The sequence below is a fragment of the Pandoraea vervacti genome, assembly GCF_000934605.2.
GTDB classification, from domain to species: Bacteria; Pseudomonadota; Gammaproteobacteria; order Burkholderiales; family Burkholderiaceae; genus Pandoraea; species Pandoraea vervacti.
This window is the reverse complement of record NZ_CP010897.2, coordinates 1,125,271-1,140,575: the sequence shown is the minus strand read 5'-3', so window position 1 is coordinate 1,140,575 and position 15,305 is coordinate 1,125,271. Positions and strand designations below refer to the sequence as shown.

At 59.5% G+C, this 15,305-nt stretch carries 10 protein-coding genes, 2 tRNA genes and 2 rRNA genes; 2 read left to right on the top strand and 12 right to left on the bottom strand.

Annotated elements, in window-relative coordinates; genetic code table 11:
- Nucleotides 1-72 precede the first annotated feature (72 nt).
- The 5 genes from UC34_RS05170 to UC34_RS05145 form a co-directional block, all read right to left on the bottom strand.
- Nucleotides 73-2,950 (bottom strand): 23S ribosomal RNA (locus tag UC34_RS05170).
- Nucleotides 2,951-3,242: 292 nt separating this feature from the next.
- Nucleotides 3,243-3,318: transfer RNA gene (locus UC34_RS05165), tRNA-Ala, on the bottom strand.
- Nucleotides 3,319-3,429: 111 nt separating this feature from the next.
- Nucleotides 3,430-3,506 (bottom strand) — tRNA-Ile (locus UC34_RS05160).
- Nucleotides 3,507-3,570: 64 nt separating this feature from the next.
- Nucleotides 3,571-5,103 (bottom strand): 16S ribosomal RNA (locus tag UC34_RS05155).
- The 16S and 23S rRNA genes sit together here with 2 tRNA genes alongside, the layout of an rRNA operon.
- 1,089 nt (nt 5,104-6,192) lie before the next feature.
- Nucleotides 6,193-6,873 (bottom strand): response regulator transcription factor, encoded by a 681-nt coding sequence (locus UC34_RS05145; RefSeq protein ID WP_044454436.1) that lies wholly within the window; start codon nt 6,871-6,873, stop codon nt 6,193-6,195.
- A 352-nt stretch (nt 6,874-7,225) separates the two neighbouring features.
- Here UC34_RS05145 and UC34_RS05140 point away from each other — a divergent pair, with 352 nt between their 5' ends.
- Both UC34_RS05140 and UC34_RS05135 read left to right on the top strand, forming a co-directional pair.
- Nucleotides 7,226-9,079: an amidohydrolase gene (locus UC34_RS05140; protein ID WP_157123034.1), complete on the top strand. Its 1,854-nt coding sequence runs from the start codon at nt 7,226-7,228 to the stop codon at nt 9,077-9,079.
- Nucleotides 9,080-9,115: 36 nt separating this feature from the next.
- The gene (locus UC34_RS05135; protein ID WP_044454431.1) at nt 9,116-9,397 is read left to right on the top strand and encodes a XapX domain-containing protein; all 282 of its coding nucleotides are present in this window, start codon (nt 9,116-9,118) and stop codon (nt 9,395-9,397) included.
- Between the two features lie 83 nt (nt 9,398-9,480).
- Here UC34_RS05135 and UC34_RS05130 read toward each other — a convergent pair whose 3' ends face one another.
- The 7 genes from UC34_RS05130 to UC34_RS05100 form a co-directional block, all read right to left on the bottom strand.
- Complete coding sequence (locus UC34_RS05130) at nt 9,481-10,161, bottom strand: hypothetical protein (RefSeq protein ID WP_044454429.1); 681 nt, start codon at nt 10,159-10,161, stop codon at nt 9,481-9,483.
- 245 nt (nt 10,162-10,406) lie between these two features.
- Nucleotides 10,407-10,781, bottom strand: a complete 375-nt coding sequence (locus UC34_RS05125) for a carboxymuconolactone decarboxylase family protein (protein WP_044454427.1) — start codon at nt 10,779-10,781, stop codon at nt 10,407-10,409.
- A 14-nt stretch (nt 10,782-10,795) separates the two neighbouring features.
- Nucleotides 10,796-11,818 (bottom strand): glycine betaine/L-proline ABC transporter substrate-binding protein ProX, encoded by a 1,023-nt coding sequence (gene proX, locus UC34_RS05120; protein ID WP_044454425.1) that lies wholly within the window; start codon nt 11,816-11,818, stop codon nt 10,796-10,798.
- A 221-nt stretch (nt 11,819-12,039) separates the two neighbouring features.
- Nucleotides 12,040-12,993 (bottom strand): ABC transporter permease, encoded by a 954-nt coding sequence (locus UC34_RS05115; protein ID WP_044454423.1) that lies wholly within the window; start codon nt 12,991-12,993, stop codon nt 12,040-12,042.
- Complete coding sequence (locus tag UC34_RS05110; protein ID WP_044454421.1) at nt 12,986-14,035, bottom strand: quaternary amine ABC transporter ATP-binding protein; 1,050 nt, start codon at nt 14,033-14,035, stop codon at nt 12,986-12,988. The genes UC34_RS05115 and UC34_RS05110 overlap by 8 nt, the downstream gene beginning before the upstream one ends.
- Complete coding sequence (locus UC34_RS05105) at nt 14,028-14,405, bottom strand: NIPSNAP family protein (protein ID WP_044454419.1); 378 nt, start codon at nt 14,403-14,405, stop codon at nt 14,028-14,030. The genes UC34_RS05110 and UC34_RS05105 overlap by 8 nt, the downstream gene beginning before the upstream one ends.
- Nucleotides 14,402-15,295, bottom strand: coding sequence for an alpha/beta fold hydrolase (locus UC34_RS05100; RefSeq protein ID WP_084070971.1), 894 nt, complete (start codon nt 15,293-15,295; stop codon nt 14,402-14,404). The genes UC34_RS05105 and UC34_RS05100 overlap by 4 nt, the downstream gene beginning before the upstream one ends.
- Nucleotides 15,296-15,305: the final 10 nt, after the last annotated feature.

Here is a 15,305-nt window from a genome sequence, read left to right as displayed (position 1 = left end):
TAGTACAACAACTTGTGGGTTGTGAGTGTATCGGCACAGCGATACTCACACCAGGAAAAACACACTGGTTATAGGATCAAGCCTCACGGGCAATTAGTATCAGTTAGCTTAACGCATTACTGCGCTTCCACACCTGACCTATCAACGTCCTGGTCTTGAACGACCCTTAAGGGGAATCGAGTTCCCAGGGAAGTCTCATCTTAAGGCGAGTTTCCCGCTTAGATGCTTTCAGCGGTTATCTCTTCCGAACATAGCTACCCGGCGATGCCACTGGCGTGACAACCGGTACACCAGAGGTTCGTCCACTCCGGTCCTCTCGTACTAGGAGCAGCCCCCTTCAAACTTCCAACGCCCACGGCAGATAGGGACCAAACTGTCTCACGACGTTTTAAACCCAGCTCACGTACCTCTTTAAATGGCGAACAGCCATACCCTTGGGACCGGCTACAGCCCCAGGATGAGATGAGCCGACATCGAGGTGCCAAACACCGCCGTCGATATGAACTCTTGGGCGGTATCAGCCTGTTATCCCCAGAGTACCTTTTATCCGTTGAGCGATGGCCCTTCCATACAGAACCACCGGATCACTATGACCTGCTTTCGCACCTGCTCGACTTGTCAGTCTCGCAGTTAAGCACGCTTTTGCCATTGCACTATCAGCACGATTTCCGACCGTACCTAGCGTACCTTCGTACTCCTCCGTTACACTTTGGGAGGAGACCGCCCCAGTCAAACTGCCTACCATGCACTGTCCCCGATCCGGATTACGGACCTAGGTTAGAACCTCAAACAAGCCAGGGTGGTATTTCAAGGACGGCTCCACAGAAACTAGCGTTCCTGCTTCAAAGCCTCCCACCTATCCTACACAGACCGGTTCAAAGTCCAATGCAAAGCTACAGTAAAGGTTCATGGGGTCTTTCCGTCTAGCCGCGGGTAGATTGCATCATCACAAACACTTCAACTTCGCTGAGTCTCGGGAGGAGACAGTGTGGCCATCGTTACGCCATTCGTGCAGGTCGGAACTTACCCGACAAGGAATTTCGCTACCTTAGGACCGTTATAGTTACGGCCGCCGTTTACCGGGACTTCAATCAAGAGCTTGCACCCCATCATTTAATCTTCCGGCACCGGGCAGGCGTCACACCCTATACGTCCACTTTCGTGTTTGCAGAGTGCTGTGTTTTTATTAAACAGTCGCAGCCACCAGTTTATTGCAACCCCTTCACCCTCCTGGCGCAGGCCAGTCAAGCTACAAGGGCGTACCTTATCCCGAAGTTACGGTACCAATTTGCCGAGTTCCTTCTCCCGAGTTCTCTCAAGCGCCTTAGAATACTCATCTCGCCCACCTGTGTCGGTTTGCGGTACGGTCTCGTATGACTGAAGCTTAGAGGCTTTTCTTGGAACCACTTCCAATTGCTTCGCGAACAAGTTCGCTCGCCCCACAGCCTTGAATTACGCGCCCGGATTTGCCTAAGCGCCTTCTCCACTGCAGGGACCGGGACTTCCAACACCCGGACAACCTTCCGCGATCCGTCCCCCCATCGCATCATACGACGGTGCAGGAATATTAACCTGCTTCCCATCAGCTACGCATCTCTGCCTCGCCTTAGGGGCCGACTCACCCTACGCCGATGAACGTTGCGTAGGAAACCTTGGGCTTACGGCGAGGGGGCCTTTCACCCCCTTTATCGCTACTCATGTCAGCATTCGCACTTCTGATACCTCCAGCATCCTTTACAAGACACCTTCACAGGCTTACAGAACGCTCTCCTACCATGCGAGCAAGCTCGCATCCGCAGCTTCGGTATATTGCTTAGCCCCGTTACATCTTCCGCGCAGGACGACTCGATCAGTGAGCTATTACGCTTTCTTTAAAGGGTGGCTGCTTCTAAGCCAACCTCCTGACTGTTTTAGCCTTCCCACTTCGTTTCCCACTTAGCAATATTTAGGGACCTTAGCTGGCGGTCTGGGTTGTTTCCCTCTTGACACCGGACGTTAGCACCCGATGTCTGTCTCCCGTGATTGCACTCTTCGGTATTCGGAGTTTGCTATGGCGAGGTAATCCGCAATGGACCCCTCAACCATGACAGTGCTCTACCCCCGAAGGTGATACACGAGGCACTACCTAAATAGTTTTCGGAGAGAACCAGCTATTTCCAAGTTTGTTTAGCCTTTCACCCCTATCCACAGCTCATCCCCTAACTTTTCAACGTTAGTGGGTTCGGTCCTCCAGTACGTGTTACCGCACCTTCAACCTGGCCATGGATAGATCACTTGGTTTCGGGTCTACACCCAGCGACTGAACGCCCTATTCGGACTCGCTTTCGCTACGCCTTCCCTATTCGGTTAAGCTTGCCACTGAATGTAAGTCGCTGACCCATTATACAAAAGGTACGCCGTCACCCCTTACGAGGCTCCGACTGTTTGTATGCATGCGGTTTCAGGATCTATTTCACTCCCCTCCCGGGGTTCTTTTCGCCTTTCCCTCACGGTACTGGTTCACTATCGGTCGATTACGAGTATTTAGCCTTGGAGGATGGTCCCCCCATCTTCAGACAGGATTTCACGTGTCCCGCCCTACTTTTCTCAAGCTTAGTTCCACACCAGGGTTTTCTCATACGGGGCTATCACCCACTATGGCCGGACTTTCCATTCCGTTTTGATAACACCGGTGCTAAATCTTGAAGGCTGGTCCCATTTCGCTCGCCACTACTTTGGGAATCTCGGTTGATTTCTTTTCCTGCAGCTACTTAGATGTTTCAGTTCGCCGCGTTCGCTTCGCTAGACCTATGTATTCAGTCTAGGATGACCTAAAAGGCCGGGTTTCCCCATTCGGACATTTGTGGATCAATGCTTATTTGCCAGCTCCCCACAACTTTTCGCAGGCTATCGCGTCCTTCATCGCCTGTAATCGCCAAGGCATCCACCACATGCACTTATTCGCTTGACCCTATAACGAGTGCGTCTCTCGACACATCCTTTATAGGTTGAGTATTAGCGTTGTGCCGTATTCCAAGTCATCTTTCGATCACTTTAAATACTGGTTGATACAATCACAACCCGTACAATTTCCACGCGCCATCTCTAACGCGCTTCCGTTGTACTACTTCTTCTTCCAAATTGTTAAAGAACAAATACTGCATGACATTGCTGTCATTCAAAAGCATTCACATTCAGGGATTTACTTCAGAAGTACCACTGAGATAACTTGCTTTTGACTGACATCGATGTGATCTAAGAAGTGGTGGAGGATGACGGGATCGAACCGACGACCCCCTGCTTGCAAAGCAGGTGCTCTCCCAGCTGAGCTAATCCCCCAAAATCAGCCTGATTCAGCGTTACAAAAAACCTTGCATACCCATGTATGCAGCGGCTCTTTGTGCCTTGCCTCAGCCAGATTTCTTTCTACCGGACGTCAGTGGAAAGAGTTGGTGGGTCTGGAAGGACTTGAACCTTCGACCCCCGCCTTATCAAGACGGTGCTCTAACCACCTGAGCTACAGACCCGACTTAGATCTACGCAGTCAACAACCGATAAGCGTGAACACTCAACTTCCAGTGCATGCTCTAGAAAGGAGGTGATCCAGCCGCAGGTTCCCCTACGGCTACCTTGTTACGACTTCACCCCAGTCATGAATCCTGCCGTGGTAAGCGCCCTCCTTGCGGTTAGGCTACCTACTTCTGGCAAAACCCACTCCCATGGTGTGACGGGCGGTGTGTACAAGACCCGGGAACGTATTCACCGCGACATGCTGATCCGCGATTACTAGCGATTCCAGCTTCACGCAGTCGAGTTGCAGACTGCGATCCGGACTACGATCGGTTTTCTGGGGTTAGCTCCACCTCGCGGTTTGGCAGCCCTCTGTACCGACCATTGTATGACGTGTGAAGCCCTACCCATAAGGGCCATGAGGACTTGACGTCATCCCCACCTTCCTCCGGTTTGTCACCGGCAGTCTCCTTAGAGTGCTCTTGCGTAGCAACTAAGGACAAGGGTTGCGCTCGTTGCGGGACTTAACCCAACATCTCACGACACGAGCTGACGACAGCCATGCAGCACCTGTGTTACGGTTCTCTTTCGAGCACTCCCGCCTCTCAGCAGGATTCCGTACATGTCAAGGGTAGGTAAGGTTTTTCGCGTTGCATCGAATTAATCCACATCATCCACCGCTTGTGCGGGTCCCCGTCAATTCCTTTGAGTTTTAATCTTGCGACCGTACTCCCCAGGCGGTCAACTTCACGCGTTAGCTACGTTACTAAGGAAATGAATCCCCAACAACTAGTTGACATCGTTTAGGGCGTGGACTACCAGGGTATCTAATCCTGTTTGCTCCCCACGCTTTCGTGCATGAGCGTCAGTATTGGCCCAGGGGGCTGCCTTCGCCATCGGTATTCCTCCACATCTCTACGCATTTCACTGCTACACGTGGAATTCTACCCCCCTCTGCCATACTCTAGCCTTGCAGTCACGAATGCAGTTCCCAGGTTGAGCCCGGGGATTTCACATCCGTCTTACAAAACCGCCTGCGCACGCTTTACGCCCAGTAATTCCGATTAACGCTTGCACCCTACGTATTACCGCGGCTGCTGGCACGTAGTTAGCCGGTGCTTATTCTTCCGGTACCGTCATCCCCCCGAGGTATTAACCCAAAGGATTTCTTTCCGGACAAAAGTGCTTTACAACCCGAAGGCCTTCTTCACACACGCGGCATTGCTGGATCAGGCTTTCGCCCATTGTCCAAAATTCCCCACTGCTGCCTCCCGTAGGAGTCTGGGCCGTGTCTCAGTCCCAGTGTGGCTGGTCGTCCTCTCAGACCAGCTACAGATCGTCGCCTTGGTGAGCTTTTACCTCACCAACTAGCTAATCTGATATCGGCCGCTCTTGTAGCGCGAGGCCCGAAGGTCCCCCGCTTTCCTCCTCAGAGCGTATGCGGTATTAATCCGGCTTTCGCCGAGCTATCCCCCACTACAAGGTACGTTCCGATATATTACTCACCCGTTCGCCACTCGCCACCAGGTGCAAGCACCCGTGCTGCCGTTCGACTTGCATGTGTAAGGCATGCCGCCAGCGTTCAATCTGAGCCAGGATCAAACTCTTCAGTTTAAACCTGTTACTGTTTTCGGTTTTTCGCGATAAATCGCTAGAACCGGTCGCTCTCAAAGTATGCTGACAAGTTAATTACTTAACTTACCTATTACTATGTGAGCCTCAATAAATTTAAAGCTTATCTGCCGAAGCAGACGCACCATTCATCGAGTGCCCACACTTATCGGTTGTTTAATTTTTAAAGATCAATCGCATCCGACTTCGCTTCGTCGCTTACTTACCGCGCCGTCGCTTCGTTTTCTGCGTCGCTGCATCAGCAGCAGAGAAGTGAGATTATGTCGCAGCTTCTCGTCGTCGTCAACAGTTTTTTTCGCTTTCTTCGCTCGTCGCCGTAGCGACTCACAAGCTCCAAAACCACTAACCACCGGGCTTTTCAGCCCCTCGCTTCAACTTCGCCGCCGCTTTCGCTGCATCGCTGTCGTTGCGAGAGACGAGATATTAATGACCTTCCTCGAATCGCGCAAGCCCTTTGTGAAACTATTTTGACGGCGGCGCATTTTGCTTGTCGGCGTGCCTCGCGCCCGAAGACGAATAGCGCGAACAGCGGCCCTCTACATATAGAGGGGTGACGCTCGCGGCATCGGCTCCCCTCCCTCTAAGTCTGCACCGACGCTGGCCTGCAAGCGGGCCAAGACGCATCGGTAGCAGAACATTGTGTCGGCCCCGCAGCGGCCAAAAAAATGCCCGTAGCTCGCCCACGGGGTAGGTCCTACGGGCAAACCGTTCTTCCACTATCTACTGGACGTGAAACTGCCGCACAGGGAGGTTCCCAGCTTCAGAGGAATCGCACGAGTTTCAGGGTTCAGGTCACCCCTTGATGCGCCGTGCGGCGACGCTTTAGTTGAGCGTCATCGGTGCCTGCGCGTCTGCGGGCTCGCCGGTGCCGAGCGTATTACCCGACGCCAGAGTGTCGTCCTCTTGCTCTGTGGCGCCGGGTCGTTGCCCAACCGCCTGCTGAGTGACGTTGGTGGTCGGCGCCGGTCGCGCGTCCGGGCCGCTGAAAAAACAATGCGCCATCGGCAATCGATGGCGCATCGAGACATCGCAGACAACGATGACAGCGCGCGGCGCGCTGTCGGCACGGATTCAGGCCGTCTCGCGACGATGTCGCCCGATCCCTCCGTGGTAAAGCGCGGGTGACGTCATGCCGAGTTTGTGCGCCATGATGACGAGATCCGCGAACGAACGCGCTTGCATCTTGCGCATCGCGTTGCCCCGGTGGATCTTGACCGTGACCTCGCTGATGCCGAGTTCGTCGGCAATGTGCTTGTTCATGCGACCGGCCGCGACAAGCGCCATGACTTCGCGCTCGCGTTGCGACAGACGCTGGGCACGCTCGATCACGTCGGTGCTGGCGCGCTCGCGTCCCAGGCGTTGACGGTCGAGCGAGACGGCGGCCCCCACGGCCTCGAGCAGCCCCTCATCGGACAATGGCTTGGCGAGGAAATCGACCGCGCCCGCCTTCATGGCACGCACGCTCGCGGCGACATCCGCCCGGCCCGCGATCAGCACGACCGGGATCGGGTCCAGCATGGCCAGCAGCGTGTCCTGAAGGGTGAGGCCGGCACCGGGCGCACCGAGGTCCACATCGAGCAACAGGCAACCCGGTCCGGCACTGCGCTCGGCAGCGAGAAACGACTCTGCCTGCGCAAAACCCCGGGCGCGCCATCCCGCACCCGCCAGCAATGCGCGAACCCTGTCGTTTTCCGCCGCGTCGTGGTCGACGACGTAGACGGTCGCGATGTCGCAGTCCGGTAGCGCGTTCATGCAAGGGCGATGTATTGATTCAGTGAACTTGAGTATACGTCAGTCATGTGACGTTCAACATCACGAAAAAGAACGGCCGTGCGGGCAAATTTGCCCACGGGCGGACGACATCGCACGCGCCGAACCCGGCCAGTCAAGGGACTGCGGCGCTAATACGAAAAGACGATAGTGGGCACGCGGCGGACGGCATACGCTCATGGATCGCTGTCGGTCGCCATTGGTCGCCATTGGTCGCTATCGGTCGGTCGCTATTTGCCGCGATCCGTCGCGCCAAGACGTGCTTGCACGCGCTCCGTGGCGCCCCTCCATGGCTCGAAAATACCGCCCCGTTCGCCTTCCTCCGGAGTCTCTCATGTCGAATCCCGACCTCATTCTGGTCAACGGCAAGTTCACCACACTCGATCGCGCGAACCCACAGGCCGACGCCGTTGCGTTGACCGACGGCACCTTCAGCGCCGTCGGCACGCGCGACGATGTCATGCGACTCGCCGGGAAGGATACAAAAGTCATTGATTTGAAAGGCCGCCGGGTAATTCCCGGGCTGATCGACAGCCACATGCACATTATCCGTGGCGGCCTGAACTACAACATGGAGCTACGGTGGGACGGCGTACGCTCGCTGGCCGACGCCCTGCGCATGCTCAAGGCACAAGTCGATCGCACACCCGCGCCGCAATGGGTGCGCGTGGTCGGCGGCTTCACCGAACATCAGTTTGCGGAAAAACGGCTGCCGACCATCGACGAATTGAACGCCATCGCCCCCGATACACCGGTGTTCATCCTCCACCTGTACGACCGGGCGATCCTGAACGGCGCAGCGTTGCGCACGGTCGGCTACACCAAGGACACGCCCAACCCGCCGGGCGGCGAGATCGTGCGCGATGCGTCGGGCAACCCGACCGGGCTGCTGCTCGCCAAGCCGAACGCAACGATTCTCTACGCCACACTGGCCAAGGGGCCGAAGCTTCCGCCCGAGTACCAGAAGAACTCGACACGCCACTTCATGCGCGAAGTCAACCGGCTCGGCGTGACAGGGGTGATCGATGCGGGCGGCGGCTTCCAGAACTATCCCGAGGACTACAGCATCATCGAAGCCCTGCACCGCGAGGGGCAGTTGACGGTACGCCTTGCTTACAACCTCTTCACGCAGAAACCCAAGGCCGAGCTGGCCGACTTTAGCCAATGGGTAAAGCAGGTCAGCCCCGGCCAGGGCGACGATCTCTACCGGCATAACGGCGCGGGCGAAATGCTCGTGTACACGGCAGCGGACTTCGAGGACTTTCGCGTCGAGCGTCCCGAGATGCCACCGTCGATGGAAGACGACCTTGAACCCGTGGTGCGGCTGCTCGCACAGAACCGCTGGCCGTGGCGTCTGCATGCGACTTACGACGAAACCATCTCCCGCGCGCTCGACGTCTATGAAAAGGTCGCGAAGGACATTCCGTTCGAGGGCCTGCATTGGTTCTTCGATCACGCCGAGACGATCAGCGAGCGGAACATCGACCGCATCGCCGCGCTGGGCGGCGGCATCGCCGTGCAGCATCGCATGGCCTATCAGGGCGAGTATTTCGTGGAGCGCTACGGCGCGAAGGCGGCCGAAGCCACGCCACCGGTGCGGCGCATGCTGGAGCGCGGCGTCAAGGTCGGGGCGGGCACGGACGCCACACGCGTCGCTTCCTACAATCCGTGGGTGTCGCTCTACTGGCTGGTGACGGGCAAGACGGTGGGCGGCTTGCGCATGGCTGCGCCGGGCAGTCTGCTCGATCGTGACGAAGCGTTGCGCCTCTGGACGGAAGCCAATACGTGGTTCTCCTCCGAAGTCGGGAAAAAAGGACAGATCAAGGTCGGACAGCTCGGCGATCTGGCCGTGCTGTCGGCGGACTACTTCAGCGTGCCGGAGGACGAGATTCAGGACATCACCTCGGTGCTCACGATGCTCGGCGGCAAGGTCGTCTACGGCGATGGGGACTTCGGCAGCCACGCCCCCGCACTGCCGCCCGCCATGCCGGACTGGTCACCCGCACGTCATGGCGTGGGGTATCAACCGCGCCAGCCGCAGGTGCTCAACGTGAGCGTGAGCTGCGCATGCGCGACGTCGTGCGGCGTGCACGGCCATGCGCATACGAAGGCGTGGTCGGCAGGCGTGCCGGCGGCCGACGAGAGCGGTTTCTGGGGCGCGCTTGGCTGCTCGTGCTGGGCGTTCTGACCCTACGGATCGCAGACGCAAACACCGGAGATTTCCATGAAGCTGTATCTCGTATCGCTTGCCGTCGGCGTGCTCGTCGGCATCATCTACGGCGGTCTAGGGGTGCGCTCCCCGGCGCCCCCGGCCGTCGCCCTGATCGGGTTGCTGGGCATGCTCATCGGCGAACAGGTCGTGCCGCCCGTCAAGCGTTTGCTCGCGGGCGAGCCGGTCAACCTGGTGTGGTTCCATCGCGAGTGCGTGCCAAAGATCACCGGCTTGCCGGGACCGGTGGCGAAGGCGTCGGACGCCGACAAGACCGTCGATACTCCCAAAGCCTGAGTCATCGGTATGTCAATCGCGACATGTCGATCGCGGCGTCCACGACCGTTTGCACGGCCGAGGGCGAGGTGCGTCGAATGGATTCAAACGGAGCTCGCGCGGGCGCCCGTTACCCCGCGCGCCTGCAGGAGCGTCCTGATCTCTGCGCGGTCCGCCTCCGGGAACATCTCGATGCCCAGGCGTGACCAGGCAGTGTCCAACGTGTCGACACTGACGTCCAGCGAAACCAGACTCTTCCAGAGCGCCGTGCGCTCGCCTTTGAACGGCACGAGCTTGATCAACTCCACGAACTGAAGCACGATTGCCTGCCTGAGCTGAACACGCACATCGGGCATCTTTTCCTCGACAAACCGCTCGATGAACTGCTTACCGGCGTCCTCGCTCGCCTTGACCGCATCGCACCAGGCAGGTAGTTCCTTCTGGTACGGATTGGGCCTGTTGCGTGCCGTCGCGACCGCATGCTCCGGGCCGCTTGCCGGACTCGGCAAGTCAAGCGGCAGGCTGTAGGACGTCGGCAAGGGCATGGCAGTGTCGAACTCTGCGGCCATGTCCTCCGGCGACCGGATCACCGTACGCGACGAAATCGACGAGGGAAACGCCCCCGCGCCGTCGTCAAGCTTCTCGACAATCGAATCGGACATCGGGGCCTGCCGGGTCGTGCGCATGACCACGATCCCATCGGCATCGACCACCGGCGGCTGAATTTCGATCGAATCGATCGGCGACAGGCTGGCGGCACCCGAACTTGCTTGCGTATTGATCATGATGGCTCTCCATCGGTGAGGGGGAATCCCTACTTTGGCACCGATAGCGCACATCACTTTGCGAGACAGTCAGGTATCTTCGGTTCTTGCGTCACAGCATGGACAACGCGAGCCTTCGCCCAGCGTTCGACGCGGCTCGATACGCAAAAACGTGGCTTGGCAGTGGCTTCGTATAGCGCCATTGCCAAGCCACGAGCAAGGTATTACCCAGCCATTGCCAGTCGCTTGGTTCGCTGTCGCCCCGATCACGATTGGGCGTCGAAGACCTCACGCGCCACGCGGAAGCTATCGATGGCTGCCGGCACACCGGCGTAGATCGCCGCCTGCAGGAAAACCTCCGCGATTTCTTCCTTCGTCACCCCATTGGTCAGCGCCCCGCGCACATGCAGTTTCAGCTCGTGCGGCCGGTTCATCACCGTGAGCATGCCCAGATTCAGCAGGCTGCGCGTACGACGATCGAGCCCCGGGCGATTCCATATCTCGCCCCAGCAGTACTCGGTCACCAACTCCTGCATCGGACGATTGAAGGCGTCCGCCGACGCAATCGACTTGTCCACATACTCGCTGCCCAGCACCTCACGGCGCGTCTTCAGTCCCTTGTCGAACAGTTCCCGGTTCATGAGATGTCCTCCGCTCAGCGTGCCTTGGCCGCCGTGGCGACCCACTGATCCATCTGCGCCTTGTTCGCCGCAATCCACTCGTCCGAGAGCTTCGTGATCAGCGCGGGCGAGCCCCCTTCCTTGCTGATGATGGCTTCCCACTGCGACCACGTCTTGCCCGGGAAGCGAATCTGCTCGATCAGCGCCTTGACGGCCGGGTTCGCGGCGATGAACTGTTTGTTCGCCACCGAACCCCAGTTCCACGACGCCATCGCCATGCGACAGGGATTGGCGCCTCCCGCGCATCCCTCGACATTGTTCACGAGCGCGGAGCCCTTGTTCGGAACGTTGGGCGGCAGCGCGTCCGCCGGCGTGGGCAGCCACACCACGTCCACGCCCGGCACCAGCGCGTTCGTCACCCACGACGGGCTCCACGCGTAGAAGAACGCCGGCTTGCCCTGCCGCACCTTCGTGACCGCTTCGACCATGAGTGCTTCGTACTTGCCGCGCACGGCCTTGATCGTCGGCTTCAGACCGAATTTGTCGAGCTGATAATCGACGACGTCGCCGCAGCTCCAGCCCGGATCGCAACTGATCAGTTCCGCCTTGCCGTCCTTGCCGAAGAGTCCGGCAATCTTCGGATCCTTCATCTGTTCGAGGCTGGTGATGTGGTACTGCTGCGCCGTCTTCTTGTCGATGAGGTAGCCGTTGATCCCGTCGCCCGCAATCAGTCCCGAGCCGACAACCATGGCCTGCGCCGCCACGGCGCGAAATCCCGGTTCGCGCTGCGGGAAATTCACGTCCGTGGCAAGGTCGATGTCGCCCTGCGCAACCGCCTGGAAGAACAGCGTGGTGTTCATCGTGCTGAGTTTGACGTCATAGCCCAGCCCCTTGAACGCTTTCGAGACGATCTGCGCAACGACGTAATTGCCGCCGAAGCTGTCGCTCTGGGCGTAATGAATCGTTTTTCCCGTGCCCGGCAGCGTTTGCGCGTGCAACGCGCCCGCCGCCACCAGCGAAAGCGTGAACGAGGCAACCGCCTTTGCGAATCCTTTCATTGCTGCTCTCCAAGACTTGTTCGATCTTTTCCGATCGTCGAGTTATCGGCCCGTCGGCACAGACCCGATCTGCGCCTGCGGGCACGGGTGCCGGTGCACGACTGGATCGTCGCGCCCGGCGCTACAAGATTTCGGTGCTACGAAAAACGAAACTGCAAAATCGGAGATGCCGATGCTGTCACCCACGCACCACGCACGGACCTCGCACACCTCAGGTCCGATCACAGCGCTTCGCGCGCATCCGCCGCACGCGCCGCAGGCGGTACGTCTCCCGCTACCTGACGCTCCCCGCGAAACAGGCGCGAGATGACGGCGCGAAACGTCTGCTGATCGCGCGGTCGGGTGCGCGCCAGCTTCTGTGTGAACCGGTCGAGCATCATGGCCAGCAAAACGATGGCGATACCGCCGACGGCCGCGCGCCCGACGTCGAGGCGCCCCAACCCCTGCAACACCACGAGTCCCAGGCCTTCCGCACCGATCATGGCGACCACGACCGACATCACCATCGCCGTGAGCACGGTCTGGTTGAGTCCACCGAGAATCGTCGGCACGGCGAGCGGCAACTGCACCTCCCACAGCAACTGGCGCTTGTCCGCACCGAACGCCAGGCCGGCTTCCACGATTTCGTGCTCCACCATGCGAATGCCCAGATTCGTGAAACGGATGAGCGGCGGCATTGCCGCAGTCACCACAGCCACTTCGCCCGGCACATTGCCCACCCCGAAGAGCATGACCACGGGCACCAGATACACGAACGTCGGCGTCGTCTGCATGATGTCGAGCACCGGGCGCACCACGAGCCATACCCGTTCGCTGCGCGCGCTCCAGATGCCGATCGGAATGCCGACGAGCGCACAGAACAGAATCGCCGTCGTGATGAGCGAGAGCGTCGTCATCGCTTCGCTCCACACCCCGAGCATGGCAATGGCCATAAACACCACGGCGCTGAACACGGCTACGCCAAGACTTGCCAGACGCCAGCACAGTACGAACGCAATCACTACCATCACCGGAAACGGCGCGGCATGGAACACGCTGTCGTTGAAGGTGAGCAAGCGTTCGACCGGCCATTTGATCAGCAGGAACAGCGGACGCATATGGAGCGCCATCCACTGCACGCCCTCCTGAATCCATTGATCGAAGGGGAAGATGGCGAGTTGGTCTGCATTAAGCATGATGGTCTCCTGCGCTCGCGGTAGCGCCAATTCGAGCAAGCAACTGCCCCACATCCAGCACGCCGATCAGCTTGCCGTGCTCGTCGGTCACGCCCATCGGCTCGTCGGCGTTAAGACGCGCCGCAACATCGACCAGACGCATATCCGCCGGCACACACGGCAACCGATGGTCCTGTTGCGCCAGCACGGCAGGCACAGGGGCCATCACCGAGCGCGCGTCGAACAAGCGGGCCCGGTCGACGTCCCGTGTGAAAGCCGCCACGTACTCGCTGCCGGGCTCCAGCACGATCTGCTGGGGCGTGCCCTCGCGCACCAGACGCCCGTCGGACATGATCGCGATGCGCGTGCCGAGCTTGAGCGCCTCCTGGAAGTCGTGCGTGATGAACAGGATCGTCTTGTTGAGCGAGTGTTGCAGGCGCAGCAACTCGTCCTGCATTTCCGTGCGGATGAGCGGATCGAGGGCGCTGAAGGCTTCGTCCATGATGAGCACGTCCGCTTCGGTCGCGAGCGCGCGTGCCAGTCCGACACGCTGACGCATGCCGCCGCTCAATTCGTGAGGCATGTGATACGCCCAGCGCGCCAGCCCGACCACACTCAGCACTTCCTCCGCGCGACGACGCCGCTCGCTCGCGGGCATGCCCCGCAGTTTCAGCCCGAACTCCACGTTCTCAATGACACGTCGATTCGGCAGCAACGCGAAGTGCTGGAACACCATCGAGATGCGATTGCGACGCACCTCGCGCAGGCCGCGTTCGTCGAGCGCGCAGATATCCTCGCCGTCGAGCAGAATGCGCCCGGCAGACGGCTCGTTCAGCCGGTTGATGCAGCGTGCGAGCGTCGATTTTCCGGACCCGGACAAGCCCATGATCATGTAGATCGCGCCAGACGGCACCGTGAACGAGACGTCGTCCAGGCCCACGACCTGCCCGAGCGTTTCGAGCACGTCTGACTTGCGTTTGCCCTCGCGCAACATGGCCAGCGCGCGCGCTGGCTTGTCCGCGAAAACCTTGTACAGGTTTTCGATGCTTAGTCGGTCAGTCATGGCCAACCTCCTCAATTTCCGTAGAAGTCAGGTCCCTGGCGGTCTGAGGCGTGAACGCCGCCAGCGGGGAAAAGTCCGTGGGCACCAGAATGCGGTTCTCCGCCGTTTCGATCAATTCGGACAGACGCGGAATGAACGCCTGCCAGCGCTTGTCCTGGGCTAGTCGAGCGCGGCGGCGCGCACGCTCGTCCAGGCTCGGGTACGCCCAGAGATGCGTGACCTGACTCAGCACGCCGATCTCGGTCGTGAAATACCCGACCAGATGCCCGAGAATGGGTTGCTGAATCGCAATCCCCTCGGTCCGGACCAGATTCAGGTACTGACTCATGCAACCGTTGCGAATACGGTAGATGCGCTCTTCGACGATCATGCGGGACTCCCTGTCCGTTGGGGGTCGGCGACATCGTCAGCGAGGAAATCGCGCAACAACCCCGCGACCTGCCCGGCCGCCTCGACCAGAATCGAATGCCGCATGCCCGGCAGAATGGCGAGTTGCGAGCCGACGATGCACTCATGCATAAAGCGCGCCATGCGCGGGTTGGAGCCCTGATCGTCTTCGCCGGTCACGATCAGCGTGGGCATACGGATCTGATCGATGAAGCCGCCGAAGTCGGTCTCCGCCAGCACCCGGTATGCGGACGCATAGCAATCGGGATCGTTCTGCGCGTTGCGCTCGCGCAGGTAGGCGATACGCTCGGGATACCTTGCCTGGAAGTCTTCGGTGAGCCAGCGCGAGAGCGAGGCGTCGTAGTGCGCGCCGCGCTCGCCGCTTTGCAGCGCCGCGAGTCGCGCCAGCACGCGCTCACGCTCGTCTTTGGTGCGCCCCGACACCGTCGCGAGCAGCGCGAGCCGCCGCAAACGCGACGGATGCGACAGCGCGAGTCGCTGGGCGATCAGGCCGCCGAGCGAAAAGCCGGCCAGATCGAACGTCGCAAAACCCACGTGATCGGCCAGCGCCAGCGCATCGGCGACGAAATCGTCGATCTCGTAGCGTCCCTTCACGCGCGACGAGCGGCCGTGACCGCGCAAGTCGAAGGTGAGGATGCGAAAGTCGTCCGCCAGCAAGTCGGCCACGTCGTCCCAGGCTTCCTGGTAAGACCCCACGCCGTGAATGCAGATGAGCGGACGAGTCCCGCGTCCCAGTAGCCGATAGGCCAGCGTGACATCGCCCACTTGCAGCGTCTGCTCGGGGGGCGAATCGGCCGCTACGGCCGCTACGGCAGCCACGGCGGCCCCAGTAGCGTGGGCAGTTTCGGTCATATCGCGCGCA

Coding starts and splice junctions, on each gene's coding strand:
- UC34_RS05145 (WP_044454436.1), bottom strand. CDS start 6,873: ATGAACGCGCTACCGGACTGCGACATCGCGACCGTCTACGTCGTCGAC.
- UC34_RS05140 (WP_157123034.1), top strand. CDS start 7,226: ATGTCGAATCCCGACCTCATTCTGGTCAACGGCAAGTTCACCACACTC.
- UC34_RS05135 (WP_044454431.1), top strand. CDS start 9,116: ATGAAGCTGTATCTCGTATCGCTTGCCGTCGGCGTGCTCGTCGGCATC.
- UC34_RS05130 (WP_044454429.1), bottom strand. CDS start 10,161: ATGATCAATACGCAAGCAAGTTCGGGTGCCGCCAGCCTGTCGCCGATC.
- UC34_RS05125 (WP_044454427.1), bottom strand. CDS start 10,781: ATGAACCGGGAACTGTTCGACAAGGGACTGAAGACGCGCCGTGAGGTG.
- proX (WP_044454425.1), bottom strand. CDS start 11,818: ATGAAAGGATTCGCAAAGGCGGTTGCCTCGTTCACGCTTTCGCTGGTG.
- UC34_RS05115 (WP_044454423.1), bottom strand. CDS start 12,993: ATGCTTAATGCAGACCAACTCGCCATCTTCCCCTTCGATCAATGGATT.
- UC34_RS05110 (WP_044454421.1), bottom strand. CDS start 14,035: ATGACTGACCGACTAAGCATCGAAAACCTGTACAAGGTTTTCGCGGAC.
- UC34_RS05105 (WP_044454419.1), bottom strand. CDS start 14,405: ATGATCGTCGAAGAGCGCATCTACCGTATTCGCAACGGTTGCATGAGT.
- UC34_RS05100 (WP_084070971.1), bottom strand. CDS start 15,295: ATGACCGAAACTGCCCACGCTACTGGGGCCGCCGTGGCTGCCGTAGCG.